The following is a 24,784-nucleotide window of genomic DNA, read 5'->3' as shown; positions in this document are numbered from 1 at the left end:
TCCCCCTTCTCTACAATTGCGCCCCTTGCCTTCCTGGCAGGCACCTATGTGCCTCCCTGCGGCAAGATCCATAAGTGTCATTCACTCCTTGTCTGACCGTTTTTGAGCGGCAGGCTACAACCCGTAAGGAGCATTCATGCGTCATTACGAAATCATCTTTTTGGTCCACCCGGATCAAAGCGAGCAAGTCGGCGGCATGGTTGAGCGTTACACCAAGCTGATCGAAGAAGACGGCGGCAAAATCCACCGTCTGGAAGATTGGGGCCGTCGTCAACTGGCCTACGCAATCAACAATGTTCACAAGGCTCACTACGTGATGCTGAACGTTGAATGCACTGGCAAGGCCCTGGCCGAGCTGGAAGACAACTTCCGCTACAACGATGCAGTGATCCGTAACCTGGTCATCCGTCGCGAAGAAGCCGTTACCGGCCAATCCGAGATGCTCAAGGCTGAAGAAAACCGCAGTGAGCGCCGTGAGCGTCGCGACCGTCCTGAGCACGAAGGCGCCGAAAGCGCTGATAGTGATGACAGCGACAACAGCGATAACGCTGACGAGTAATCCACGGACCTTTTAAGGAGCCTATCAAATGGCACGTTTCTTCCGTCGTCGTAAATTCTGCCGCTTCACCGCTGAAGACGTGAAAGAGATCGATTACAAAGATCTCAACACTCTGAAAGCCTACGTATCCGAGACCGGCAAAATCGTTCCAAGCCGTATCACCGGTACTAAAGCACGTTATCAGCGTCAGCTGGCCACCGCTATCAAGCGCGCCCGCTTCCTGGCCCTGCTGGCCTACACCGACAGCCACGGCCGCTGAGACCGGGCAGTCGACAAGTAGTAAGGGATTGAATGCATGCGCGCCTTAGCTGAGTTCATCATGCGCGGTCGCGTGCAGGCCACTCTGGTAGTGGCTGGATGTGCGGCATTGCCGCTGCTTTATTGGTTGGGTGCTGCTGCAGGTTGCCTTGTGCTCCTGCGGCGCGGTTTGAAGGACGCCCTTGGCGTTCTTGCCCTGGGATTGTTGCCGGCCTTGATCTGGTGGCTTCAATTCGGTGATCCACGGGTACTTCTGGTACTGCTTGGGTCATCGAGCCTTGCGTTGGTTTTACGCGCAAGTGAGTCCTGGGTCCGCACGCTGCTGGTCAGCGTGGCATTGGGGTTGGTGTACTCAGTGATGCTTGGCGCGGCTTTCCGCCCGCAAATCGAAGCGCTGTCGCAAGAGATCGTCAAGATCCTGCCGATGGCCCTCGGGGATCTCTACCAGCAATTGTCGGTAGATGAGCGAGCGCGGTTTGCGTCACTGATTGCCCCGGTCCTGACCGGCCTGATTGCGGCATTGTTGCAGGTCGTCAGCGTGCTGAGCCTGATTGTTGGGCGTTATTGGCAGGCGTTGTTGTACAACCCGGGTGGTTTTGGTCGCGAATTTCGCAGTATCAGAATCCCAGCGGGGCCGGCGATGTTGCTGCTGGCGTGCATGGTTGTCGGGCCGAACTTCGGCCCACAGATGGCCTTGCTGGCGCCGATTTGCAGTGTACCGCTGGTGTTTGCCGGGCTGGCCCTGATGCATGGGCTGGTGGCGCGCAAGCGCCTGGCCAAGTTCTGGCTGGTGGGGTTGTACGTCACGATGTTGCTGTTTATGCAGCTGATCTATCCGTTACTCGTGGTTTTGGCCATTGTCGACGGCCTGATTGATTTTCGCGGTCGTCTGGCGTCGAAAGACGCCGATAACGCGAACGGTGAAGGTTAAAAGTTAGAGGATTTTCACATGCAACTGATCCTTCTGGAAAAAGTCGCCAACCTGGGCAACCTGGGCGACAAAGTGAACGTTAAGGCCGGCTACGGTCGTAACTACCTGCTGCCATACGGCAAAGCCACCGCTGCAACCGCTGCCAACCTGGCTGCGTTTGAAGAGCGTCGTGCTGAGCTGGAAAAAGCCGCAGCAGACAAAAAAGCTTCGGCCGAAACTCGCGCTGCCCAACTGGCTGAGCTGGAAGTGACTATCACTGCCACCGCCGGTGACGAAGGCAAGCTGTTCGGTTCGATCGGCACCCACGACATCGCTGATGCACTGACCGCCTCCGGCGTTGAAGTGCAGAAGAGCGAAGTTCGTCTGCCGAACGGCACCATCCGCAACGTAGGCGAATTCGACGTAGCCGTGCACCTGCACGCCGAAGTTGAAGCCACCGTACGCGTTGTAGTGGTAGCAGCTTAAGCAACACCTAACTGACTGGCACCTCGCGTGCCAGGCGGTTAACATCGGGCACGATCCTGTTTACAGGTCGTGCCTTTTGTTTTTCTACACACCCCTAATTTCAAGTGGCCATGAACGATATTTCAGCTCCTGAGCAATACGATCTGCAAACCGCTGCCCTGAAGGTGCCGCCGCATTCCATCGAGGCCGAACAGGCTGTGCTCGGTGGCTTGATGCTGGACAACAACGCCTGGGAACGCGTGCTGGATCAAGTCTCGGACGGTGATTTCTATCGCCATGACCACCGCCTGATTTTCCGCGCCATCGCCAAGCTGGCCGACCAGAACTCGCCGATCGACGTGGTGACCCTGGCCGAGCAACTGGATAAGGAAGGCCAGACCTCCCAAGTTGGCGGCCTGGGCTACCTGGGCGAACTGGCAAAAAACACGCCGTCCGTCGCCAACATCAAGGCGTATGCGCAGATCGTTCGCGAGCGCGCCACCCTGCGCCAGTTGATCGGTATCAGCACCGAAATCGCCGACAGCGCCTTCAACCCCGAAGGCCGCACCGCCGCCGAGATCCTTGATGAGGCTGAACGCCAGATCTTCCAGATCGCCGAAGCGCGCCCGAAGACCGGCGGCCCGGTCAGCGTCAACGACCTGTTGACCAAGGCCATCGACCGCATCGACACCTTGTTCAACACCGACAACGCCATCACCGGTATTTCCACCGGCTACACCGACCTCGACGAGAAGACCAGCGGCCTGCAGCCTTCTGACTTGATCATCGTCGCCGGCCGTCCATCCATGGGTAAAACCACCTTTGCGATGAACCTGGTGGAAAACGCCGTGTTGCGTAGCGACAAAGCCGTATTGGTTTACTCGCTGGAGATGCCAGGTGAATCGCTGATCATGCGTATGCTTTCCTCGCTCGGCCGTATCGACCAGACCAAGGTACGTGCCGGCCGCCTGGAAGACGACGATTGGCCGCGCCTGACGTCGGCGGTCAACCTGCTCAACGACCGCAAGCTGTTCATTGATGACACTGCCGGTATCAGCCCATCGGAGATGCGTGCGCGCACTCGCCGGCTGGTGCGTGAGCACGGCGACATCGCCCTGATCATGATCGACTACCTGCAGCTGATGCAGATCCCAGGCTCAAGCGGCGACAACCGCACCAACGAGATTTCCGAAATCTCCCGGTCGCTCAAAGCCCTGGCCAAGGAATTCAACTGCCCGGTGGTGGCGCTGTCCCAGCTCAACCGTTCCCTCGAACAACGGCCGAACAAGCGCCCGGTGAACTCCGACTTGCGTGAGTCCGGAGCCATCGAGCAGGATGCTGACGTGATCATGTTCGTGTACCGCGACGAGGTGTATCACCCCGAGACGGAACACAAAGGCATTGCCGAAATCATCATCGGCAAGCAGCGGAACGGGCCGATCGGCTTTATCCGCCTGGCATTTATCGGTAAATACACGCGCTTCGAAAACCTGGCGCCGGGCAGCTATAACTTCGACGATGACGAGTAAGTCTCAGCGCCTGTAAGGGCCTCATCGCAGGCAAGCCAGCTCCCACACTTGAACGGTGAATACCTTCAAATGTGGGCGCTGGCTTGCTTGCGATTGCATCAGCACAATTCCGACCATTACCGTCGGAATTGGTCAAAATTTGTGCTATATTCCGCGCCCGCGATTTTTCATCTCAACACCGGTCACCGTCATGCAAACAGCCAAGCCGTTATTTGACTATCCCAAGTACTGGGCCGAATGTTTCGGTCCTGCGCCATTCCTGCCGATGAGCAGGGAGGAGATGGATCAGCTTGGCTGGGATTCCTGCGACATCATCATCGTCACCGGTGATGCGTATGTGGATCACCCGTCGTTCGGTATGGCGATTATCGGCCGGCTGCTGGAGTCCCAGGGCTTTCGCGTCGGGATCATTGCGCAGCCGAACTGGCAGTCCAAAGACGACTTCATGAAGCTCGGCGAGCCGAACCTGTTCTTCGGCGTCGCGGCCGGCAACATGGACTCGATGATCAACCGCTACACCGCCGACAAGAAAATCCGTTCCGACGACGCCTACACCCCAGGTGGCATGGCCGGCAAACGCCCGGACCGCGCCAGCCTGGTGTACAGCCAGCGTTGCAAGGAAGCCTACAAGAACGTGCCGATCGTGCTTGGCGGCATCGAGGCCTCGCTGCGTCGCATCGCCCACTACGACTACTGGCAGGACCGTGTGCGCAACTCGATCCTGATCGATGCCTGCGCCGACATCCTGCTGTACGGCAACGCCGAGCGGGCTATCGTCGAAGTTGCCCAGCGCCTGTCGTGGGGCCACAAGATCGAAGACATCACCGACGTGCGCGGCACCGCGTTCATTCGCCGTGACACGCCTGAGGGCTGGTACGAGGTGGACTCCACGCGTATCGACCGCCCGGGCAAGATCGACAAGATCATCAACCCGTATGTGAATACCCAGGACACCCAGGCCTGCGCCATCGAGCAGGAAAAAGGCCCGGTTGAAGACCCGGAAGAGGCCAAGGTCGTACAAATTCTTGCCAGCCCGCGCATGACCCGTGACAAGACGGTCATTCGTCTGCCGTCCATGGAAAAAGTCCGTGGCGACTCGGTCCTGTATGCCCACGCCAACCGCGTGCTGCACCTGGAAACCAACCCAGGCAACGCCCGCGCCCTGGTGCAGAAGCATGGTGAAGTGGACGTGTGGTTCAACCCGCCGCCCATCCCGATGACCACCGAAGAAATGGACTACGTGTTCGGCATGCCGTACGCCCGCGTCCCGCACCCGGTGTACGGCAAGGAAAAGATCCCGGCCTACGACATGATCCGTTTCTCGGTGAACATCATGCGTGGCTGCTTCGGTGGCTGCACCTTCTGCTCGATCACCGAGCACGAAGGCCGCATCATCCAGAACCGTTCCGAAGAGTCGATCATTCGCGAGATCGAAGAGATCCGCGACAAAGTGCCAGGCTTTACCGGCGTGATCTCCGACCTCGGTGGCCCGACCGCGAACATGTACCGCATTGCCTGCAAAACGCCGGAAATCGAATCCGCGTGCCGCAAGCCGTCGTGCGTGTTCCCGGGCATCTGCCCGAACCTGAATACCGACCACTCGTCGTTGATTCAACTGTATCGCAGCGCCCGTGCATTGCCGGGTGTGAAGAAGATTCTGATTGCTTCCGGCCTGCGCTACGACCTCGCGGTCGAGTCGCCGGAATACGTCAAAGAGCTGGTGACCCACCACGTCGGTGGTTACCTCAAGATCGCCCCGGAACACACCGAGGAAGGTCCGCTCAACCAGATGATGAAACCGGGCATTGGCAGCTATGACAAGTTCAAGCGCATGTTCGAGAAGTACACCAAGGAAGCGGGCAAGGAGCAGTACCTGATCCCGTACTTCATCGCCGCCCACCCGGGCACCACCGATGAAGACATGATGAACCTGGCCTTGTGGCTTAAAGGCAATGGCTTCCGCGCCGACCAGGTGCAGGCGTTCTACCCGTCGCCGATGGCCACGGCCACGGCGATGTATCACTCGGGCAAGAACCCGCTGCGCAAGGTCACCTACAAGAGTGACGCGGTCACCATCGTCAAAAGCGAAGATCAGCGCCGTCTGCACAAGGCGTTCCTGCGCTACCACGACCCGAAAGGCTGGCCGATGCTGCGTGAAGCACTCACGCGCATGGGCCGCGCCGACCTGATCGGGCCGGGTAAAGACCAGTTGATTCCGCTGCACCAGCCGTCCACCGACAGCTACCAGAGCGCCCGTCGCAAAAACTCGACTCCGGCCGGCAGCCACAAGGTTGCGAAGGAAACCACCACCAGGATCCTCACCCAGCACACCGGCCTGCCACCGCGCGGCAGTGATGGCAGCAACCCGTGGGACAAGCGTGAGCAAGCCAAGGCGGCGGCTCAGGCGCGTAACAAGCAGGCGGCTAAAGAACGCAGTGATGCGGCGAAAGGCAAGGGCGGCAAGCCTGCGCGCAAGCCGGTCGTGCCGCGTTGATCGCAGCCTGAATATGCAAAACGCCAGCCTTGTGCTGGCGTTTTGCTTTCTATTCGCTGGCGTGCCTGTTTGTTAAGGTGGCGCCCATTGAATCGCCTTCGCGAGCAAGCCCGCTCCCACATTTGTCCGAGTTCCAGCATGAGGATGCGGTCGAATGTGGGAGCGGGCTTGCTCGCGAAGGCGTCAGTTCAGGCACTATTCACTTCAAGGACGAACACCCATGAGCAACCCCCTGCTCTCAATCGGCATGGACTCCAACCGCTCCCAATTCATGGCGCGCCAGCGCATCGAAAGCCAGATCAACCTGCCACGCTTGTTCGCCGCCATCGATGCCGACCCCGGCATTGTCGGCGCCGGTGTGGTGTACATCGACGCCGACTTCAATGTCATCACCCTGCGCGAATTCAGGCCCCTGTGCAGCATCAAGCCCAAGCGCATCATTTTGCGCGAAGCACAGAAGTACATTTCCCCCGCGCAATTTGTGGAACAGGTGAAGACCGACCCCCGTGAAGAACGCCTCAGAAAAGAGGCGTTTGATATGGGCTTGTCTTGCACCGCCGCGATTATCGGTTGGATCGTGGTGTTCAGCGGCAGCGTCGCCGTGCCTTTTACGGCGGGCGCCAGCGCGTTCGTGGTGGGCATTGGCGTGACGGCGGCGCTGGCCAGCAGTGCGCAGTGCGGGTTCGGCGTGGCACGTACCTACAACGAAATCCTCGACCCCGACGCGAACGACCGGATGGATGACGCCGAATGGTTCGGTGTTGTTTCTACAATCCTTGATACGGCCTCCCTGGTGGGGATTGGCACCGGTGCGCTGACCACGGTGAAGCTGCTCAGAGCCAAAAAGGCTGCCGCTTTGGGCAAGAGTTGGTATGAACTGCTCAAGGGTTTGAATCGCCAGGAACGCAAGAAACTGACCAAAGAGCTGCTAAGCCTGCGCGACCCGAGCCTGACGCCCAAGTTGCTCAAGTTGCAGCAGCGAGCAGGCAAACTGACCAAAAGCTTCAGCTCCACGGAAATTCGGCATGCCACCCTGACCCAGATGAAAGACGCGTTGGGCGGCATCCTCGGCATTGTGGGCAGCTACCGCAGTGGGAGCGTGGGCAGTGCCACCACCCTTGCCATCGGCTTGTATGAGGACCTCACCGAATGAAAGGTTTCCCCGACATGGGCAGTTTCCTCGCGCGCTATTTCCCGGTGTTCATGGGCACGATCTTCATGGCGATCTTTGCCGGCGCGTCTGCTGTATCCCTCGCCGGCGTGACGTATTTGCGTGGTGTCGATCCGTCGCTTAAATCCGACTACTCCGGCCTGGCGATTTTGCTGCTGGTGGCGGTACTGGTGTTTGGCAACTTGATGGTTGCGCGCGGACGCCCCTGGGCCACCGGCTTGGTGGCGGGTTACCTGGGCTGCTGCCTGTTGTTCGTGCTGCCGATGATTCAGTACCCCATTCCCAAACTGGTCTACGGCTCGGCGGTACTCTTTCCGCTGTTGGGTTTGTTGCTGCTCAACAGCAAGCGTCACCGCGAAATGCGCCAGAAGCTGCTCGAAGTTCGCCATCTGCGCGCAGCCATGATTGCCCGACACAAAACCCGCTGACTGGGTAGATTCGCCACCCGGCCTCACACGCACGCCACAAATATGTGCAAGCCTTGCACCACGGCACCCCCGTTGGCGCCGTTTTGGTGCTGTACTGCACCGGGTCTTACGATAAAGCGCAATGACGGCCGCTCTGGCATAAGTCTTGCGCGCTTTGTGTCCATGCCCTGGCTCGCAGGAGGCCGCCGTGTCGATTCATGTCGCGTTGCACCACGTTACGCATTACCGCTACGACCGCGCTGTCGAACTCGGCCCACAGATCGTGCGCTTGCGCCCGGCTGCCCATAGCCGCACGCGGATCTTGTCTTATGCGCTCAAAGTGCTGCCTGAGCAGCACTTCATCAATTGGCAGCAGGACCCGCAGGGCAATTACCTGGCGCGCTTGGTATTCCCGGAAAAGACCGACGAGCTGCGCATCGAAGTAGACCTCGTTGCCGAAATGGCGGTGTTCAACCCGTTCGACTTTTTCCTCGAGCCCTACGCCGAAAAAATCCCCTTCAGCTACGCCGCCGATGAGCAGCGCGAGCTGGCGCCGTACCTGGAAACCTTGCCGCTGACGCCTAAGTTTGCCGCCTACCTGGCGGGTATTGACCGCACGCCGCTGCCGGCGGTGGATTTTCTGGTAGGCCTCAATCAGCGCCTGGCGGCCGACATCGGCTATTTGATCCGCATGGAGCCGGGCGTACAAACCCCGGAATTCACCTTGGGCGCCGCGTCCGGCTCTTGTCGTGATTCGGCCTGGCTGCTGGTGCAACTACTGCGCAACCTGGGGCTGGCGGCGCGGTTTGTGTCGGGCTACTTGATCCAGCTCACCGCCGACGTCAAAGCCCTTGATGGCCCGTCCGGCACCGAAGTCGACTTTACCGACCTGCACGCCTGGTGCGAGGTGTATTTGCCCGGCGCGGGCTGGATCGGCCTGGACGCCACCTCCGGGCTGTTCGCCGGTGAAGGGCATATCCCATTGGCCTGTAGCCCTGACCCTTCGTCCGCCGCACCAATCAGCGGGCTGGTGGAACCCTGCGAGTGCGAATTCACCCACGAGATGTCGGTGGAGCGCATTTGGGAAGCGCCGCGTGTCACCAAGCCCTACACCGAAGAGCAATGGCTGGCGATCCAGGCGTTGGGCCGGCAGATCGACGCCGACCTGCTCAAGGATGACGTACGCCTGACCATGGGCGGCGAGCCGACCTTCGTCTCCATCGACGACCCCGACGGCGCTGAGTGGAATACCGCGGCCCTCGGGCCGGATAAGCGCCGGCTGTCCGCCGAGCTGTTCCAGCGCATGCGTGCCCATTACGCGCCCAAAGGCCTGGTGCATTTTGGCCAGGGCAAGTGGTACCCCGGCGAGCAACTGCCGCGCTGGTCGCTCAATTGCTACTGGCGCCGCGACGGCGTGCCGATCTGGCACAACAGCGCGCTGATCGCCGACGAACAACAGGACTATGGCGCTGATGGCGCGATGGCTGGGCGCTTCCTCGCCAGTGTCGCCGAACGCCTTAAGCTGCCGGCACGTTTTGTGTTCCCGGCTTTCGAAGACAACTTCTACTACCTGTGGCGCGAGGGTGCGCTGCCGCAAAACGTCACCGCCCAGGATCCACGCCTGAGTGATGACCTGGAGCGCGAGCGCCTGCGCAAAGTGTTCAGCCAAGGCCTGGATAAAGTCATAGGCCAAGTGCTGCCGCTGGCGCGCACGCCAGCCAATGACCGCTGGCAGAGTGGGCGCTGGTACCTGCGTGACAACCACTGCCGTCTGGTGCCGGGCGACTCGCCGCTGGGTTACCGCCTGCCGTTGGCCTCGCAACCGTGGGTGACGGCGGCGGAATACCCATTTGTGCATCCCACCGACCCGAATCAGGATCAGCCGGAACTGCCGACCACCGCGCAACTGCACAGCCATGGCACGCCTGCGCCGAGTGATGAGCGCGTGCCCAAGGTCGACGAGTCCGCCGACTGGCTGACCCGCACCGCCTTGTGCGCCGAAGCACGGGAAGGGCGCTTGTACCTGTTTATGCCGCCGCTGGAACGCGTCGAGGATTACCTGGAGTTGGTGGCCGCCATCGAAGCCACCGCCGAAGAGCTGCATTGCCCGGTGTTGCTGGAAGGTTACGAGCCGCCGTTCGATACGCGCTTGAGCAACTTCCGGGTCACGCCGGATCCGGGTGTGATCGAGGTCAATGTGCAGCCGTCCGCGACTTGGGATGAGCTGGTGGAACGCACCGAGTTCCTCTACGAAGAGGCGCGGCAAACCCGCCTGACCACCGAAAAGTTCATGATCGACGGGCGCCACACCGGCACCGGCGGTGGTAACCATTTTGTGCTGGGCGGCGCGACGCCGAAAGACTCACCGTTCCTGCGCCGCCCGGATTTGCTGCGCAGCCTGATCAGTTACTGGCATAACCATCCGTCCTTGTCGTATCTGTTTTCCGGGCTGTTTATCGGCCCGACCTCCCAGGCGCCACGGGTGGATGAAGCGCGTAACGACGCGCTGTATGAGCTGGAAATCGCCTTCGCACAAATGCCCGAACCTGGCGAGGAATGCCCACCGTGGCTGGTCGACCGGCTGTTGCGCAACCTGCTGATCGATGTGACCGGCAATACTCATCGCGCCGAATTCTGCATCGACAAACTCTATTCGCCCGATGGCGCCACCGGCCGCCTGGGCCTGCTGGAATTGCGCGCATTTGAAATGCCGCCCCATGCGCGCATGAGCCTCACCCAGCAATTGCTGCTGCGCGCTTTGGTCGCGCGTTTCTGGCGCGAACCCTATGCACCGCCAAAACTGGCGCGCTGGGGCACTGAGCTGCACGACCGCTTTTTGCTGCCGCACTTTATCGAGCAGGATTTTGCCGACGTGATCGTTGAGCTCAACGCCGCCGGTTACCCGCTGCGCGCCGAATGGTTTGCCCCGCACCTGGCGTTTCGTTTCCCCAAGGTCGGCGACTATGCCGTCAGCGGCATCGAACTGGAGTTGCGTCAGGCGTTGGAGCCTTGGCACGTGCTGGGCGAAGAAGGCGCCGTGGGGGGCACGGTGCGTTACGTGGACTCGTCCCTGGAGCGCTTGCAGGTGAAGTTGAGCGGCTTGGCGCCGCAACGCTATCTGCTGACTTGCAACGGCATCCCGGTACCGTTGCAGCCGACCGGGCGTATCGGCGAGTTCGTCGCCGGCGTGCGCTATCGCGCCTGGCAACCGGCCAACTGTTTGCAACCGACCATCGCGGTGCACGCGCCGTTGGTGTTCGACTTGCTCGATACCTGGATGCAACGCTCGCTGGGCGGTTGCCAGTACCACGTCGCGCATCCGGGTGGGCGCAATTACGACAGCTTGCCGGTGAATGCCAATGAAGCAGAGAGCCGGCGCATGGCGCGGTTTTTCCGCTTGGGGCATAGCCCTGGCAAGCTGCCTGTGCCGCCTTTGGTGATTAACGATGAACTACCGATGACCCTGGATTTGCGGCGTTTCCCCAATAAGAAATGACCAATCCAAATGTGGGAGCTGGCTTGTTGTGGCTAGGGAGCAAGCTCCCCTAGCCACAACAAGCCAGCTCCCACATTAGATTGCAGTGAATTTAATTTAAACTGACTCCCCTTGCCTCTGCCGAGCGTTCCATGCCCGATTTGCTCGACCGTTACCCGCTCACTGCGGGCACCTATCACGAACTGCTCGACGACAGTGGCGCGGTGCGTGCCCATTGGCAGCGCCTGCTCGATCACCTGCAACGCAGTACGCCCGTGCAACTGGCCCAGCGCCAGGCGTTGCTGACCCGGCAGATCCAGGAAAACGGCGTTACCTACAACGTCTACGCCGACCCCAAGGGCGCCGACCGCCCGTGGGAGCTGGACTTGCTGCCCCATGTGCTGGCCGCCGATGAGTGGCAGCACCTGTCGGCCGGCATCGCCCAGCGGGCGCGGTTGCTCAATGCCGTGCTGGCCGACCTGTACGGCCCTCAGCGCCTGATCAAGGAAGGTTTGCTCCCGGCCGAACTGGTGTTTGGGCACAACAACTTCCTGTGGCCGTGCCAGGGCATTCAACCGCCGGACGGCGCGTTTCTGCACCTGTATGCCGTGGACCTGGCGCGCACCCCGGATGGCCGTTGGTGGGTCACCGCCGACCGTACCCAGGCGCCCTCGGGCGCAGGTTACGCGCTGGAAAACCGCACCATCGTGTCCCGCGCATTCCCGGATCTGTACCGTGATTTGCAGGTTCAACACCTCACCGGTTTCTTCCGTACGCTCCAGGAAACCCTGGCCCGCCAGGCGCCCGGTGATGACCAGCCGCCGCTGATCGTGCTGCTCACGCCGGGGCGTTTCAACGAAAGCTATTTCGAACACCTCTACCTCGCACGCCAACTCGGCTACCCGCTGGTAGAAGGCGGCGACCTCACGGTGCGCGACAGCACGGTGTTCCTCAAAACCCTCAGCGGCCTGCGCCGGGTGCACGCGATCATGCGGCGCCTGGATGACGATTTCTGTGACCCGCTGGAACTGCGCACGGACTCAGCCCTGGGCGTGCCCGGCCTGCTGGACGCGGTGCGTCAGGGCAATGTGCTGGTGGCCAATGCCTTGGGCAGCGGCGTGCTGGAGTCGCCCGGTTTGCTCGGCTTTCTGCCGAAGATCAACGAGTTCTTGTTTGGTGAGGAACTGATCCTGCCGTCCATCGCCACCTGGTGGTGCGGCGAGGCGCCGGTGCTGGCCGAAGCCTTGGAAAAACTGCCGGAATTGCTGATCAAACCGGCGTTCCCCTCGCAAAGTTTCGCACCGGTGTTTGGTCGCGATTTGAACGACGAACAACGCCTGGCCCTGTCCGAGCGCATGCGTGCGCGGCCTTACGCCTATGTGGCCCAAGAGCTGGCGCAACTGTCCCAGGCACCGGTGTGGCACACCGTCGACGACCATCTGCAACACCGCGCCATCGGCATGCGCGTGTACGCGGTGGCCAGCGCTGACGGCTACCGCGTATTGCCCGGTGGCCTGACTCGTGTGGCGGCGGAGGCGGATGCCGAAGTGGTGTCGATGCAACGCGGTGGCGCGAGTAAAGACACCTGGGTACTGGGCGACCGCGCCGTCGGCGGCGAGCATTGGCGCGCACAACGGGCGATTGGCGTGCACGACCTGGTGCGCCGCGACCCTTATCTACCGTCGCGCGTGGTGGAAAACCTGTTCTGGTTTGGCCGTTACTGCGAGCGCTGTGATGACAGCGCGCGCTGGCTGCGCATTGTGCTGGCGCGCTATGTCGATGGCGACGACCCGCAAGCCCTGCAGGCCGCTGTCGAGCTGGGCGAGACCTTGCGCTTGTTGCCGGAGGAGGGCGAGCTGCCCGAGCGCCTGCTTGCCGCCTTGCTTGGTGATGACTGGCCGTCGAGCCTGCGCGCCAACCTGCAGCGCTTGCAGTGGGCGGCGTCCCAGGTGCGCGGCAAGTTGTCTCGCGAGAACTGGCAAGCGCTGGTGGAGTTGCAGCGCGAAGCCCTGGAGCTGGAAAGCGAGACCCCGGATTTTGGCGAGTTGCTGGATTTCCTCAACCGCTTGGTGATGTCCCTGGCGGCCTTGTCCGGCTTCGCCCTGGATGACATGACCCGCGACGAAGGCTGGCGCTTTTTGATGATGGGCCGGCGTATCGAGCGCCTGCAATTTCTCAGCAGCAGCCTCGCCGCGTTCCTGCGTGGCGTGGCGGTGTTTGATCAGGCCGGGCTGGAATGGCTGCTGGAGCTGGGCAACAGCAGCATCACCTATCGCTCGCGCTACCTGGCAGTGCCGCAACTGATCCCGGTGCTCGACTTGTTGCTGCTCGATGAACAGAACCCCCACGCGGTGTTGTTCCAGTTGAAGCTGGTCAGCCGCACCCTGCGGCGTCTCAATGATGACTTTGGGGTGCCACGGGAAACCGGTTTGGCGCCGTTGGTGGAGCGCCTGTCGCGGTTTGACCTGGGTTGCCTGGAGAACCCGTTGTTCGGTGAGTCCAGTGTGCGCGCCGCGTTGGATGGCCTGGCGGACCTGCTGCAAGCGGTCGCCGATGAAAGCGGGCAAGTGTCGGATCGCCTGGCGTTGCGCCACTTTGCCCATGTGGATGATGTCAGCCAGCAAACGGTGTCGGTGTGATGAGTGCGCGCTACCAGATTTTTCACGATACCCATTACCACTACGACAGCCCGGTGTCCCTGGCCCAGCAGTTGGCGCACCTGTGGCCGCGGCCGTGCGCGTGGCAGCGCTGCAGTTCCCAGCAATTGGATATCAGCCCGCAGCCGTCGTCGCGCCGTGATGAGCTGGACGTGTTCGGTAACCCGATCACCCGGCTGGCGTTCGAACGGCCCCATGATGAATTGCTGGTGAATGCGGGGCTGACCGTGGAAGTGCTGGCGCGGCCGGCGCTGGATTTCCAACAGTCACCGGCCTGGGACCAGACCCGCGACAGCCTGACCTACAGCAGCCAGGTGCTGTCGCCTGACATGCTCGAAGCCTGCCGTTATCGCTTCGAGTCGCCCTACGTACACCTGAAGAACACCTTCGTCGAGTTCTCCGAAAGTTGCTTCGCGCCAGGCGTGCCCTTGCTGCTGGGCGTGCAGGCCCTGATGCAGAAAATCTTCAGCGAATTCACCTTCGATGCCGAAGCCACCCAGGTCGCCACGCCCTTGGTGGAAGTGCTGGAACGCCGACGCGGCGTTTGCCAGGACTTCGCCCACCTGATGCTCGCGTGCCTGCGCTCGCGGGGCCTGGCGGCGCGTTACATCAGCGGCTACCTGCTGACCCAGCCACCGCCCGGCCAGCCACGGCTGATCGGCGCCGATGCATCCCACGCGTGGGTCTCGGTGTTTTGCCCGGTGGCGGGCTGGGTGGATTTTGATCCGACAAACAACGTGCAGCCTGCACTCGAGCACATCACCTTGGCCTGGGGCCGTGACTTCTCGGATGTGTCGCCGTTGCGGGGGGTGATTCTGGGAGGAGGGAACCATGACCCGGAAGTTCGGGTGACGGTGATGCCGCTGGAGTAACAGTGGGTTGTGGTGAGCAGGGAGGGCCTGCTCACCCCAACAAAATTTATTCCGCCGGGTCTTTCGGTGTCTCGGTGTCATCAGCAGCCACTTCACCTTCAGCATCCGGGTTCAGTGCACCTGCTTCTTCATCTGCAGCGGCTTTCTTGCGTTGCAGCTTTTCCTCTTTCTTCTGCTCCTTGGCCAAGTCTCTCTGACGTTTGGCGAAGGAGTAATTAGGTTTGGCCATGGGCGATCCTCTAGGGTCGAAGGTGAGGGTGGGCGGCGCGCAGCTGCCTTGGGTCGCTATGGTAGCAGCTTAGCAGCGCGATTGGCCTTCACTTACCGCAGGCATACGCGGCCAACAAGCCGTTGAAGAATTGATTGAGGTGCATGGCAGACGCTCCGGTGGGTGATGGAGCGATCATAGGCGGGTGGCTGTTGTTTGGCTGGTAGATTGTGTTGATCAGTCTGATAGCCTAAAGTTGTATACAATCTGTTGATTCAGATCATAAGAATTTCAGCCTGCTTGAGGCACCCTAGTCACAATACGCGTTTTTTAAACCCTGCCTTGGAGATTCACATGTTTGCCAAAATCGTTGCTGTTTCCCTGCTGACACTGGCGAGCGGCCAGTTGCTTGCTGCAGAGTGCGCGGTCACTGTTGATTCCACCGACCAGATGTCCTTCAACACCAAAGAAATCACCATCGACAAGAGCTGCAAGAAGTTCACCGTGAACCTTGAGCACTCCGGCAGCTTGCCGAAAAACGTCATGGGCCATAACTGGGTGCTGAGTTCCGCCGCCGACATGCCTGGCGTTGCCAGCGACGGCATGGCCGCCGGTATCGACAAGAACTACCTCAAAGACGGCGACACCCGCATCATCGCCCACACCAAGATCATTGGTGCTGGCGAGAAAGATTCGGTGACCTTCGATGTGTCGAAACTGGTTGCGGGCACGGATTACGCGTTCTTCTGCTCGTTCCCGGGCCACATCTCGATGATGAAAGGCACTGTGGTAGTCAAGTAATACCGCGTTATCGTTCTTCGCGAGCAAGCCCGTTCAGGGCTTGCTCGCGAAGGCGATCTAACAAACACCGCCGGACTAACAGGCTTACCTCACGGCGCAAATGGCATGACGCGCTTGTGCTCAGTCTTGCGATAGGTGTCGCAGATAATCTTGAACGCTTCCTCACGCACCGGCTCGCCGTGCAGGAACGCATCGATTTCGGCGTAGGTCACCCCGTGTGAAGCCTCGTCCGGTTTGCCCGGCGACAGGTCTTCAAGGTCGGCAGTCGGGATCTTCTCCACCAGCGACTCCGGCGCACCGAAGTGCCGCGCAATCGCGCGCACCTGGTTCTTCACCAGCCCGCTCAACGGCGCCAGGTCGCAGGCACCGTCACCGAACTTGGTGAAAAAGCCCATTACCGCTTCCGCCGCATGGTCAGTGCCGATCACCAAACCACCGGCTGCGCCAGCGATAGTGTACTGCGCCACCATGCGCATGCGCGCCTTGGTGTTGCCCAGCACAAAATCACGCGACACCGCCGCCTTGCCTTCAAACGCCGCCACTTCATTGGCCAGGGATTTCACCGCCGGGCCGATGTTCACGGTGTGGCGTTCGTCCGGCTCGATAAAGTCCACCGACGCCTGGGCGTCGTGTTCGTCGAACTGGGTTTCATAGGGCAGGCGCACCGCGATAAAACGGTAGGCTTCATCACCGGTGCTGGCACGCAGCTCTTTCATTGCACGCTGGGCCAGCAGGCCGGCGGTCAGGGAGTCGACACCGCCGCTGATGCCCAGCACCAAGGTCTTGAGCCCGGAATTGCGCAGGCAGTCCTGGATAAACCCTACGCGGCGCGCCACTTCGGCCTCAAGGGCGGCCTGGTCGTTGAACGGCGCTTGGACCTTGAGCTGCTGCGCAATCTCACGCTGTACGGCTTGCATGATTCACTCCTTGCTGGAAAGGGCAGGTACTTTGAAAACGTGACGCAAATAGGCGACAAAATTCGGGTCGGTGCAGTGGGTCTTGCCCGCTTCATCGGAAATCTTCGCGACGGGCTGGCCATTACAGGCAGTCATTTTAAGCACGATGCTCATCGGTTCAACACCCGGAATGTCACAGGTCAGGTTGGTGCCGATACCGAAGCTGACATTAATGCGGCCACGCAGCGCGCGGAAAATCTCCAGGGCCTTGGGCAGCGTCAGGCTGTCGGAGAACACCAGGGTCTTGCTCATCGGCTCGATGCCGAGCTTGTGGTAGTGGGCGATGGCTTTCTCGGCCCATTGAATCGGGTCACCGGAGTCGTGGCGCAGGCCGTCGAAGAGCTTGGCGAAGTACAGGTCGAAATCGCCCAGGAACGCATCCGTGGTGATGCAGTCCGTGAGCGCAATGCCCAGCAGGCCACGGTACTCGCGCACCCAGCAGTCAAGCGCGGCGATCTGGCTGTCGATCAGGCGCGGGCCGAGTTGCTGGTGGGCCATGATCCATTCGTGGGCCATGGTGCCCAGCGGTTTCATATCGAACTCGCGGGCCAGGTGCACGTTGCTGGTGCCGACAAAACGCCCGGGGAAATCGTGCTTGAGCACGCTGACCACTTCTTCCTGCACGCGGTACGAGAAGCGCCGACGGGTGCCGAAGTCGGCGACTTGCAGCTCCGAGAGCTCTTCGCTGCTGGCATTGGCAGACAGCCAGTCGAACTTGCGGTACAGCTGCTCGCGGGCTTGTTCGAGGATGACGGTCTGGTAGCGGTAGCGGTTGCGCACTTCGCTGACGATGGCCAGCATCGGCACCTCAAACAGGATCACATGCAGCCACGGCCCGCGCAGGCGGATAAACAGCTCGCCGTTCTCAATGCCGGTTTGCACATAGCGCAGGTTGAAGCGAAACAGCCCGAGGAAGCGCAGGAAGTCCGGCTTCATGAAGCTGATGCGCTCAAGAAAGCCAAGCTGGTCGGGGCTCAGGCTCAGTTCGGCGAGGCGTTCGATCTGGTAGCGGATTTCCGCCAGGTACGGGCGCAGGTCTTCACTGTTGCGGCAACGAAACTCCCATTCAACTTCCACGTTCGGGTAGTTGTGCAGCACCGCCTGCATCATGGTCAGCTTGTAGAAGTCGGTGTCGAGCAAGTTCTGCACGATGCGATCGGCAAACACACTCTCGCTCATAACGGGAATCTCCAGACGGGTCGGCGATGGGCGCCGGCCTTTACGCACTATTGAGGAATGGTGCTAGTGGCGCATAGACCTGTGGGGTTTTGCCAGTGATTTTTTCAGTGCGGCCACTGGCCGCATCGCAGGCAAGCCAGCTCCCACACTGGAAATGCGTTCCAAATGTGGGAGCTGGCTTGCCTGCGATAGCGGTGGTGCAGCCCAAAAAGATCTAAACCTGCTCCATCATCCACTTCACAAACTCACGCACCTTGGGCACCTCCGCCGAATGCTCCGGGTACGCCAGGTAATACGCATCCAGGCTGGGCATTGCATGCTGCCAGGGAATTACCAACTTGCCCTCGGCCAATTCCTCCTCCACCAGAAAGCGCGGCAACAAGGCCACGCCACAGCCCACCTGCGCCGCCCGAATGCACATATAAAAGGTATCAAAACGCGGCCCGTGGTAGCTGTGCTCGGTCTGATAGCCCTGGCTGGCGAACCAGTCATGCCAGCCCTGCGGTCGCGAGGCATTCTGCAGCAGCACCAGGTTGCTCAGTTGCGTGGGGTCGGTGAATGGCTGCGCGGGCAGGCTCTCCGGCGCGCACACCGGCACCAACTCTTCGCTGAACAGCTTCAGGCTTTCGGTGCCCGGCCGTGAACCCTGGCCGAAGTAGAAAGCCATGTCGGCCTTGCCTTGCAGCAACTCGTCGGGCTCCTGCTCGTTGCACAGGTCCAGGTGGATCTGCGGATGCCGCAAACGCCAGCCCTTGAGGCGTGGCACCAGCCAGCGCGCGCCGAACGTGTAAGGCGTGGACACGCGCAGCACTTCAGTCTCGCCGCCGTAGGAGCGCAGGTAGTGGGTGGACATCTCTACTTGCGTGAGGATTTTGCGCACTTCCACCAGGTACAGATCCCCCGCCGGGGTCATCTGCAAGCGGCGGCGCACTCGGCGAAACAACAGGTGTTGCAGCAGTTCTTCCAGCTGCGCCACCTGTTTGCTCACGGCGCTTTGCGTGAGGTTCAGCTCCTCGGCAGCGCGGGTGAAGCTCAGGTGACGGGTGGCGGCTTCGAAACACTGCAGGGCGGTGATCGAGGGCAAATGTCTTTTGTTGAGCACGGCACGCCTCTTTTTATTCTTTGCATGAGTAAACGGAATGATATCTCGCCTAATCGTCGTTTGTTGGCAAGTCTTGGGCCAGCTACAAATAAGGTCTGGATCGCCGTGTCTGTGACGGCGCGAATTTTCTGTTTGAGTTTGAAGGAGTGACCCATGGTTGCCGCATTGCTTGATCGTCTCGGGGTAAACCCGGCGCTGTACCAGTCGGGTAAACAGCCCGTGCATTCGCCGATTGATGGCAGCCGTATCGGCAGTGTGCATTGGGAAGGTGCCGCTGAAGTGGAGCAGCAGGTCAGTCGCGCCGAGCATGCATTCGAGGCCTGGCGCAAGGTGCCGGCACCGCGTCGCGGTGAGCTGGTGCGCCAGTTCGGCGATGTGTTGCGCGAATATAAAGCCGACCTGGGCGAGCTGGTGTCGTGGGAAGCCGGCAAGATCACCCAGGAAGGCTTGGGTGAAGTGCAGGAGATGATCGACATCTGCGACTTCGCCGTGGGCTTGTCCCGCCAGTTGTACGGCTTGACCATCGCCTCCGAGCGCCCTGGCCACCACATGCGTGAAACCTGGCACCCGCTGGGCGTGGTCGGTGTGATCAGCGCGTTCAACTTCCCGGTCGCGGTGTGGGCGTGGAACACCACGCTGGCGCTGGTGTGCGGCAACGCGGTGATCTGGAAACCGTCGGAAAAGACCCCGCTCACCGCACTGGCCTGCCAGGCCTTGTTCGAGCGCGTACTGAAGAAGTTCGACGGCGCCCCACAATACCTCAGCCAAGTGATCATCGGCGGCCGTGACGCCGGTGCGGCATTGGTGGATGACCCACGCGTCGCGCTGATCAGCGCCACCGGCAGCACCCGCATGGGCCGCGAAGTGGCGCCCAAAGTCGCCGCACGTTTCGCCCGCAGCATCCTCGAACTGGGCGGCAACAACGCGATGATCCTCGGCCCAAGCGCCGACCTCGACATGGCCGTGCGCGCCATCCTGTTCAGCGCCGTCGGCACAGCTGGCCAGCGTTGCACCACCTTGCGCCGTCTAATCGCCCATGAGTCGGTCAAGGAAGAAATCGTTACCCGCCTCAAGGCCGCCTATTCCAAAGTGCGCATCGGCCACCCGCTGGAAGGCAACCTGATCGGCCCGCTGATCGACAAGCACGGTTTCGAGAATATGCAGGACGCCCTGGAGCAAGCCTTGAGCGAAGGCGGCAAGGTGTTCGGCGGCAAACGCCAGTTGGAAGACAAATTCCCGAATGCCTACTACGTGTCGCCGGCCATTGTCGAAATGCCCGAGCAAAGCGACGTAGTGTGCACCGAAACCTTCGCACCGATTCTGTATGTGGTCGGCTACACCGAGTTCACCGAAGCCCTGCGCCTGAACAACGCCGTGCCGCAAGGCCTGTCCTCGTGCATCTTCACCACCGACGTGCGTGAAGCCGAGCAGTTCATGTCGGCGGTGGGCAGTGACTGCGGCATCGCCAACGTCAACATCGGCCCGAGCGGCGCGGAGATTGGTGGCGCGTTTGGCGGTGAGAAAGAGACCGGTGGTGGGCGTGAGTCGGGTTCGGATGCGTGGCGCGGGTATATGCGGCGCCAGACCAATACTGTGAACTACTCGCTGGAATTGCCGCTGGCGCAGGGCATTACCTTCGACTAATCCTCAAGTCGAAGTGCGGTCAGTGTGGGAGCTGGCTTGCCTGCGATAGCGGTGTATCAGTCACCACCGCTATCGCAGGCAAGCCAGCTCCCACAGTTGATTGGGTTTGCAGTTCGGAAATAGTTGTTTGTTGGGTCTCATCGGAGTCTGGCAATGGCACTACGCGAAACATGTTTATGGGAACAACTCACCCCAGGCCGGCCTGATCGCGCCGCGCTCAAGGGCGAGGTCAAAGTGGATGTGTGCGTGATCGGCGCCGGGATCACCGGCTTGTCGGCCGCCATCCACCTGCTGGAACAAGGCAAAAGCGTCGCCGTGCTGGAGGCTCACCGCACCGGCCATGGCGGTTCGGGGCGTAACGTCGGGCTGGTCAACGCCGGTATGTGGATCCCGCCGGACGAGATCGAAGCCGGTTTTGGCGAAACGGTGGGCAGTCAGCTCAACCGCATGCTGGGCGCGGCACCCTCGCTGGTATTCAGCCTGATCGACAAATACAAGATTGATTGCCAACTGCGCCGTGAGGGCACCTTGCACATGGCGCATAACGCCCGTGGCGAGGCGGATTTGCGCAGCCGCGAAGAACAATGGAAGCGCCGTGGCGCCCCCGTCGAGCTGCTCACGGGCCAGGCGTGCGAGCAAGCCACCGGCACCAAAAAGATCGCCGCCGCTTTGCTGGACCGGCGCGCGGGCACCTTGAACCCGATGGCCTATACCACTGGCCTGGCCAATGCGGCCCTGGGGCTTGGCGGGCAGTTGTTCGATCATTCACCGGTCACTCAACTTGAGCGCCAAGGTGCACTCTGGTCGGTGCAGACCGCCCAGGGTTCAGTGCAGGCGGCGCAAGTGGTGATCGCCTCCAACGCCTATACCGAAGGCGAATGGACCGAGCTGCGGCGCAACTTCTTTCCCGGTTACTACTACCAGGTCGCCTCGGCCCCGCTGACGGACGAAGCCGCGCAACAAATCCTTCCTGGCGGGCAGGGCTCATGGGACACGCGCCAGGTGTTAAGCAGCATCCGCCGCGACGCCGAGGGTCGGCTATTGCTCGGCAGCCTGGGGAACGGCAACCAGAAACCCACGTGGTTCCTCAAGGCGTGGGCCGATCGGGTGCAGCAGCATTACTTCCCGTACCTCAAATCGGTGCAGTGGGAGTGCACCTGGACCGGCTGCATCGCCTTCACCCCGGACCACCTGATGCGCCTGTTCGAGCCGGCACCCGGTCTGGTCGCCGTCACCGGTTATAACGGGCGTGGCGTGACCACTGGCAGTGTGGTCGGCAAGGCTTTTGCCGACTATTTGTGTCACCAGGACCCACAGGCATTGCCGATCCCCTTTGCGCCCATGCAACCGTTGGCCGGGGTGGGCCTGCGCAGTTGCCTGTATGAAGCAGGGTTCTCGCTGTATCACGCCGGGCAATGCCTGCGGATCGTGGTCTGATCAGCGAAATAGCTGTCAGAAGCCTGCATTTTCTTAGCAGGCTACTAATCTGTATTGGTGCAAGTCGTAGCAATCACGCACTGTAAATGTGCAGTTCCGTTACGCACATTGTTACAGCTGTAGGAACTGTCGTTTAGGCATCCGGTTGCAGGTGCGACCTGCCAGGGTTGTACTTTTTGGATCCATTGGTTGCACCTTTCGATGCTAGACGGTTGCACGTGCTGGCAGAAGGAGCCGAAACGCCTGCAATAACAATGACACCGTGTCTTTTTGAAGAATAAAAAAGTAATGGCACGCGCCTTGCTCTGGGCTTTCCTGTGAAAGTTTGACGCGAATTCGTAGTGCCAATAAACAAAAACCTCGGAGCACCACTCATGTCCCAGACGTTTTACAAGAAAGGTTTTCTGGCCCTCGCCGTTGCAGCGGCGTTGGGTGTTTCTGCGTTTGTTCAAGCTGATGTGAAGATTGGCGTGGCAGGCCCGATGACGGGCGCCAACGCAGCTTTCGGTGAGCAGTACATGAAGGGTGCCCAAGCGGCAGCCGATGTGATCAACAAGGCCGGCGGTATCAACGGTGAGAAAATCGTGCTGGTTGCCGGTGACGATGCTTGCGAACCCAAGCAAGCCGTGGCCGTGGCCAACCGCCTGGCCGACCAGGACAAAGTGATCGGCGTGGTTGGGCACTTCTGCTCGTCCAACACCATCCCGGCGTCTGAGGTGTACGACGAAGCGGGCATCATCATGATTACCCCGGGCTCCACCAACCCACAGGTAACCGAGCGTGGTTTGAGTGCCGTGTTCCGTATGTGCGGGCGTGACGACCAGCAAGGCATCGTGGCCGGCGACTACATTGTCGACGTGCTCAAAGGCAAGAAAGTCGCGGTGATCAACGACAAGGACACCTACGGTAAAGGCCTGGCCGATGCCACTGCTGCCCAGTTGACCAAGCGCGGCGTCAAGCCAGTGCTGGAAGAAGGCCTGACCCGCGGCGAGAAAGACTTCAGCGCCCTGGTCACCAAGATCCGCTCCACCGGTGCCGACGTCGTGTACTTCGGCGGCCTGCACCCGGAAGCTGGTCCATTGGTTCGCCAGATTCGTGAAGCCGGCCTCAAAGACGTCAAGTTCATGTCCGATGATGGTGTCGTGACCGACGAACTGGTGGCCACCGCCGGCGGCGCACAATACGTAGACGGCGTGTACATGACTTTCGGCGCCGACCCGCGCCTGCTGCCAGACAGCAAAACCGTGGTGGAAGAGTTCCGTAAAAACGGCACCGAGCCGGAAGGCTACACCCTGTACGCCTACGCCTCGATCCAGGCCCTGGCCGCCGGCTTCAACGGCGCCAAGTCCAACAAGGGCGAAGACGCCGCCAAGTGGCTCAAGGCTCACCCGGTGAAAACCGTGATGGGTGAAAAAGCCTGGGATACCAAGGGCGACCTGAAAATCTCCGACTACGTGGTTTACCAGTGGGATAAAGACGGCAAATACCACCAGCTGGAAAAGCAGAAGTAAGAACAAGCACCACGGAACCAATGTGGGAGCGGGCTTGTTGTGGGAGCTGGCTTGCCTGCGATACAGGCACCTCGGTACTTCAGTAATACCCAGGTGATGCAATCGCAGGCAAGCCAGCTCCCACACAGGGCCTGCTCCCACAGGGGAGTGGTGTTGATATCAAGATCTGTCTTTTCCTCCAGAAGCGCCGCACACCACCCGTGTGCAGGTGCTCACCGCGTGAGATTGCGTTATGGATGGTATTTTCCTGCAGCAACTGGTCAACGGCCTGACCCTCGGGTCGGTCTATGGCCTGATCGCCATCGGCTACACAATGGTCTATGGCATCATTGGCATGATCAACTTCGCCCACGGCGAGGTTTATATGATTTCCGCTTACCTCGCGGCGATCAGTCTGGCACTGCTGGCTTACTTCGGCATCGAATCCTTCCCGCTGCTCATTCTCGGCACCCTGATCTTCACCGTGGTCGTCACTGGCGTTTACGGTTGGGTCATCGAGCGTGTCGCTTATAAACCGCTGCGCAACTCCACCCGACTGGCACCGCTGATCAGCGCCATCGGTATCTCCCTGATCCTGCAAAACTATGCGCAGATCGCTCAGGGCGCGAAACAACAAGGCATTCCAACCCTGCTGGCCGGCGCCTGGCGCGTCGATATCGGCACAGGGTTTGTGCAGTTGACCTACACCAAGGTGTTTATCCTGGTGGCCGCGTTTCTCGGCATGGGCCTGCTGACCTACATCATCAAGTACACCAAGCTCGGCCGCATGTGCCGCGCCACCCAGCAAGACCGCAAGATGGCCTCGATCCTGGGCATCAACACCGACCGCGTGATCTCCTACGTGTTCGTCATTGGTGCCGCCATGGCCGCCCTGGCCGGCGTGCTGATCACCCTCAACTACGGCACCTTCGACTTCTATGCCGGCTTCATCATCGGCATCAAGGCATTTACCGCAGCGGTACTCGGCGGCATCGGCTCCCTGCCTGGGGCGATGTTGGGCGGGATCATCCTGGGTATCTCCGAGTCGCTGTTCTCGGGGTTGATCAACTCTGACTACAAAGACGTGTTCAGCTTCTCCCTGCTGGTGGTGATTCTGATCTTCCGTCCTCAGGGCCTGCTTGGTCGCCCACTCGTGGCTAAGGTGTAAAC

General features: G+C 60.7%; 20 protein-coding genes. 16 read left to right on the top strand and 4 right to left on the bottom strand.

The genetic code is table 11. The features are described from left to right. Window positions 1-136 precede the first annotated feature (136 nt). From rpsF to FFI16_RS23965, 11 genes are all read left to right on the top strand, one after another. Window positions 137-559 carry a 30S ribosomal protein S6 gene (rpsF, locus tag FFI16_RS24015; RefSeq protein ID WP_003217491.1) on the top strand — a complete coding sequence of 141 codons (423 nt, stop codon included), beginning with the start codon at window positions 137-139 and terminating at the stop codon, window positions 557-559. 28 nt (window positions 560-587) lie between these two features. Further along, a complete protein-coding gene (rpsR, locus tag FFI16_RS24010) occupies window positions 588-818 on the top strand; it encodes a 30S ribosomal protein S18 (protein ID WP_002551829.1) in 231 nt (76 codons plus the stop codon). A gap of 36 nt (window positions 819-854) precedes the next feature. Continuing rightward, window positions 855-1,748: a hypothetical protein gene (locus tag FFI16_RS24005; protein ID WP_138817104.1), complete on the top strand. Its 894-nt coding sequence runs from the start codon at window positions 855-857 to the stop codon at window positions 1,746-1,748. A gap of 18 nt (window positions 1,749-1,766) precedes the next feature. Further along, on the top strand, window positions 1,767-2,213 hold the full coding sequence (gene rplI / locus FFI16_RS24000) for a 50S ribosomal protein L9 (protein WP_003171376.1): 447 nt from the start codon (window positions 1,767-1,769) through the stop codon (window positions 2,211-2,213). A 110-nt stretch (window positions 2,214-2,323) separates the two neighbouring features. Beyond that, window positions 2,324-3,721 carry a replicative DNA helicase gene (gene dnaB, locus FFI16_RS23995; RefSeq protein ID WP_017138451.1) on the top strand — a complete coding sequence of 466 codons (1,398 nt, stop codon included), beginning with the start codon at window positions 2,324-2,326 and terminating at the stop codon, window positions 3,719-3,721. Window positions 3,722-3,911: 190 nt separating this feature from the next. Then, window positions 3,912-6,215 carry a YgiQ family radical SAM protein gene (locus tag FFI16_RS23990; RefSeq protein WP_138817103.1) on the top strand — a complete coding sequence of 768 codons (2,304 nt, stop codon included), beginning with the start codon at window positions 3,912-3,914 and terminating at the stop codon, window positions 6,213-6,215. A 220-nt stretch (window positions 6,216-6,435) separates the two neighbouring features. Continuing rightward, on the top strand, window positions 6,436-7,368 hold the full coding sequence (locus tag FFI16_RS23985) for an NAD synthetase (RefSeq protein ID WP_138817102.1): 933 nt from the start codon (window positions 6,436-6,438) through the stop codon (window positions 7,366-7,368). Next, window positions 7,365-7,814, top strand: a complete 450-nt coding sequence (locus FFI16_RS23980; RefSeq protein ID WP_138817101.1) for a hypothetical protein — start codon at window positions 7,365-7,367, stop codon at window positions 7,812-7,814. Before FFI16_RS23985 ends, FFI16_RS23980 begins: the two co-directional genes overlap by 4 nt. 187 nt (window positions 7,815-8,001) lie before the next feature. After that, entirely contained in the window at window positions 8,002-11,289 is a 3,288-nt protein-coding gene (locus FFI16_RS23975) for a DUF2126 domain-containing protein (RefSeq protein WP_138817100.1), read from the top strand. 131 nt (window positions 11,290-11,420) lie between these two features. Continuing rightward, entirely contained in the window at window positions 11,421-13,907 is a 2,487-nt protein-coding gene (locus tag FFI16_RS23970) for a circularly permuted type 2 ATP-grasp protein (protein ID WP_138817099.1), read from the top strand. After that, window positions 13,907-14,797: a transglutaminase family protein gene (locus tag FFI16_RS23965; protein WP_138817098.1), complete on the top strand. Its 891-nt coding sequence runs from the start codon at window positions 13,907-13,909 to the stop codon at window positions 14,795-14,797. The genes FFI16_RS23970 and FFI16_RS23965 overlap by 1 nt, the downstream gene beginning before the upstream one ends. 46 nt (window positions 14,798-14,843) lie before the next feature. Here FFI16_RS23965 and FFI16_RS23960 read toward each other — a convergent pair whose 3' ends face one another. After that, a complete protein-coding gene (locus tag FFI16_RS23960; RefSeq protein WP_017138444.1) occupies window positions 14,844-15,026 on the bottom strand; it encodes a hypothetical protein in 183 nt (60 codons plus the stop codon). A 333-nt stretch (window positions 15,027-15,359) separates the two neighbouring features. On the opposite strand from FFI16_RS23960, the gene azu reads away from it, so the two are divergent. Further along, on the top strand, window positions 15,360-15,806 hold the full coding sequence (gene azu, locus FFI16_RS23955) for an azurin (RefSeq protein WP_138817097.1): 447 nt from the start codon (window positions 15,360-15,362) through the stop codon (window positions 15,804-15,806). 89 nt (window positions 15,807-15,895) lie between these two features. On the opposite strand, the gene nadE is transcribed toward azu, so the two are convergent. The 3 genes from nadE to FFI16_RS23940 all read right to left on the bottom strand — a co-directional run bounded on the left by nadE (window position 15,896) and on the right by FFI16_RS23940 (window position 19,043). Further along, complete coding sequence (nadE, locus tag FFI16_RS23950) at window positions 15,896-16,723, bottom strand: ammonia-dependent NAD(+) synthetase (protein ID WP_138817096.1); 828 nt, start codon at window positions 16,721-16,723, stop codon at window positions 15,896-15,898. A gap of 3 nt (window positions 16,724-16,726) precedes the next feature. Further along, complete coding sequence (gene pncB, locus FFI16_RS23945) at window positions 16,727-17,941, bottom strand: nicotinate phosphoribosyltransferase (RefSeq protein WP_017138441.1); 1,215 nt, start codon at window positions 17,939-17,941, stop codon at window positions 16,727-16,729. Between the two features lie 214 nt (window positions 17,942-18,155). Beyond that, complete coding sequence (locus FFI16_RS23940) at window positions 18,156-19,043, bottom strand: LysR family transcriptional regulator (RefSeq protein WP_138817095.1); 888 nt, start codon at window positions 19,041-19,043, stop codon at window positions 18,156-18,158. Window positions 19,044-19,196: 153 nt separating this feature from the next. On the opposite strand from FFI16_RS23940, the gene FFI16_RS23935 reads away from it, so the two are divergent. The 4 genes from FFI16_RS23935 (at window position 19,197) to FFI16_RS23915 (ending at window position 24,782) form a co-directional block, all read left to right on the top strand. After that, window positions 19,197-20,687, top strand: coding sequence for an aldehyde dehydrogenase family protein (locus FFI16_RS23935; protein ID WP_138817094.1), 1,491 nt, complete (start codon window positions 19,197-19,199; stop codon window positions 20,685-20,687). A 153-nt stretch (window positions 20,688-20,840) separates the two neighbouring features. Further along, window positions 20,841-22,124 (top strand): FAD-binding oxidoreductase, encoded by a 1,284-nt coding sequence (locus FFI16_RS23925; RefSeq protein WP_138817092.1) that lies wholly within the window; start codon window positions 20,841-20,843, stop codon window positions 22,122-22,124. Window positions 22,125-22,498: 374 nt separating this feature from the next. Then, window positions 22,499-23,635 (top strand): branched-chain amino acid ABC transporter substrate-binding protein, encoded by a 1,137-nt coding sequence (locus FFI16_RS23920; RefSeq protein WP_138817091.1) that lies wholly within the window; start codon window positions 22,499-22,501, stop codon window positions 23,633-23,635. Window positions 23,636-23,867: 232 nt separating this feature from the next. Continuing rightward, window positions 23,868-24,782, top strand: a complete 915-nt coding sequence (locus FFI16_RS23915) for a branched-chain amino acid ABC transporter permease (RefSeq protein WP_017136076.1) — start codon at window positions 23,868-23,870, stop codon at window positions 24,780-24,782. Window positions 24,783-24,784 lie beyond the last annotated feature (2 nt).

It is taken from the genome of Pseudomonas sp. KBS0710 (assembly GCF_005938045.2).
Taxonomy (GTDB): Bacteria; Pseudomonadota; Gammaproteobacteria; order Pseudomonadales; family Pseudomonadaceae; genus Aquipseudomonas.
Note: the sequence above shows the minus strand (reverse complement) of the source record. Positions and strands in the feature narration are given on the sequence as shown.

Excerpts from the sequence above, each read along its gene's own strand:
- rpsF (WP_003217491.1), top strand. The coding sequence starts at position 137 with ATGCGTCATTACGAAATCATCTTTTTGGTCCACCCGGATCAAAGCGAG.
- rpsR (WP_002551829.1), top strand. The coding sequence starts at position 588 with ATGGCACGTTTCTTCCGTCGTCGTAAATTCTGCCGCTTCACCGCTGAA.
- FFI16_RS24005 (WP_138817104.1), top strand. The coding sequence starts at position 855 with ATGCGCGCCTTAGCTGAGTTCATCATGCGCGGTCGCGTGCAGGCCACT.
- rplI (WP_003171376.1), top strand. The coding sequence starts at position 1,767 with ATGCAACTGATCCTTCTGGAAAAAGTCGCCAACCTGGGCAACCTGGGC.
- dnaB (WP_017138451.1), top strand. The coding sequence starts at position 2,324 with ATGAACGATATTTCAGCTCCTGAGCAATACGATCTGCAAACCGCTGCC.
- FFI16_RS23990 (WP_138817103.1), top strand. The coding sequence starts at position 3,912 with ATGCAAACAGCCAAGCCGTTATTTGACTATCCCAAGTACTGGGCCGAA.
- FFI16_RS23985 (WP_138817102.1), top strand. The coding sequence starts at position 6,436 with ATGAGCAACCCCCTGCTCTCAATCGGCATGGACTCCAACCGCTCCCAA.
- FFI16_RS23980 (WP_138817101.1), top strand. The coding sequence starts at position 7,365 with ATGAAAGGTTTCCCCGACATGGGCAGTTTCCTCGCGCGCTATTTCCCG.
- FFI16_RS23970 (WP_138817099.1), top strand. The coding sequence starts at position 11,421 with ATGCCCGATTTGCTCGACCGTTACCCGCTCACTGCGGGCACCTATCAC.
- FFI16_RS23965 (WP_138817098.1), top strand. The coding sequence starts at position 13,907 with ATGAGTGCGCGCTACCAGATTTTTCACGATACCCATTACCACTACGAC.
- FFI16_RS23960 (WP_017138444.1), bottom strand. The coding sequence starts at position 15,026 with ATGGCCAAACCTAATTACTCCTTCGCCAAACGTCAGAGAGACTTGGCC.
- azu (WP_138817097.1), top strand. The coding sequence starts at position 15,360 with ATGTTTGCCAAAATCGTTGCTGTTTCCCTGCTGACACTGGCGAGCGGC.
- nadE (WP_138817096.1), bottom strand. The coding sequence starts at position 16,723 with ATGCAAGCCGTACAGCGTGAGATTGCGCAGCAGCTCAAGGTCCAAGCG.
- pncB (WP_017138441.1), bottom strand. The coding sequence starts at position 17,941 with ATGAGCGAGAGTGTGTTTGCCGATCGCATCGTGCAGAACTTGCTCGAC.
- FFI16_RS23935 (WP_138817094.1), top strand. The coding sequence starts at position 19,197 with ATGGTTGCCGCATTGCTTGATCGTCTCGGGGTAAACCCGGCGCTGTAC.
- FFI16_RS23925 (WP_138817092.1), top strand. The coding sequence starts at position 20,841 with ATGGCACTACGCGAAACATGTTTATGGGAACAACTCACCCCAGGCCGG.
- FFI16_RS23920 (WP_138817091.1), top strand. The coding sequence starts at position 22,499 with ATGTCCCAGACGTTTTACAAGAAAGGTTTTCTGGCCCTCGCCGTTGCA.
- FFI16_RS23915 (WP_017136076.1), top strand. The coding sequence starts at position 23,868 with ATGGATGGTATTTTCCTGCAGCAACTGGTCAACGGCCTGACCCTCGGG.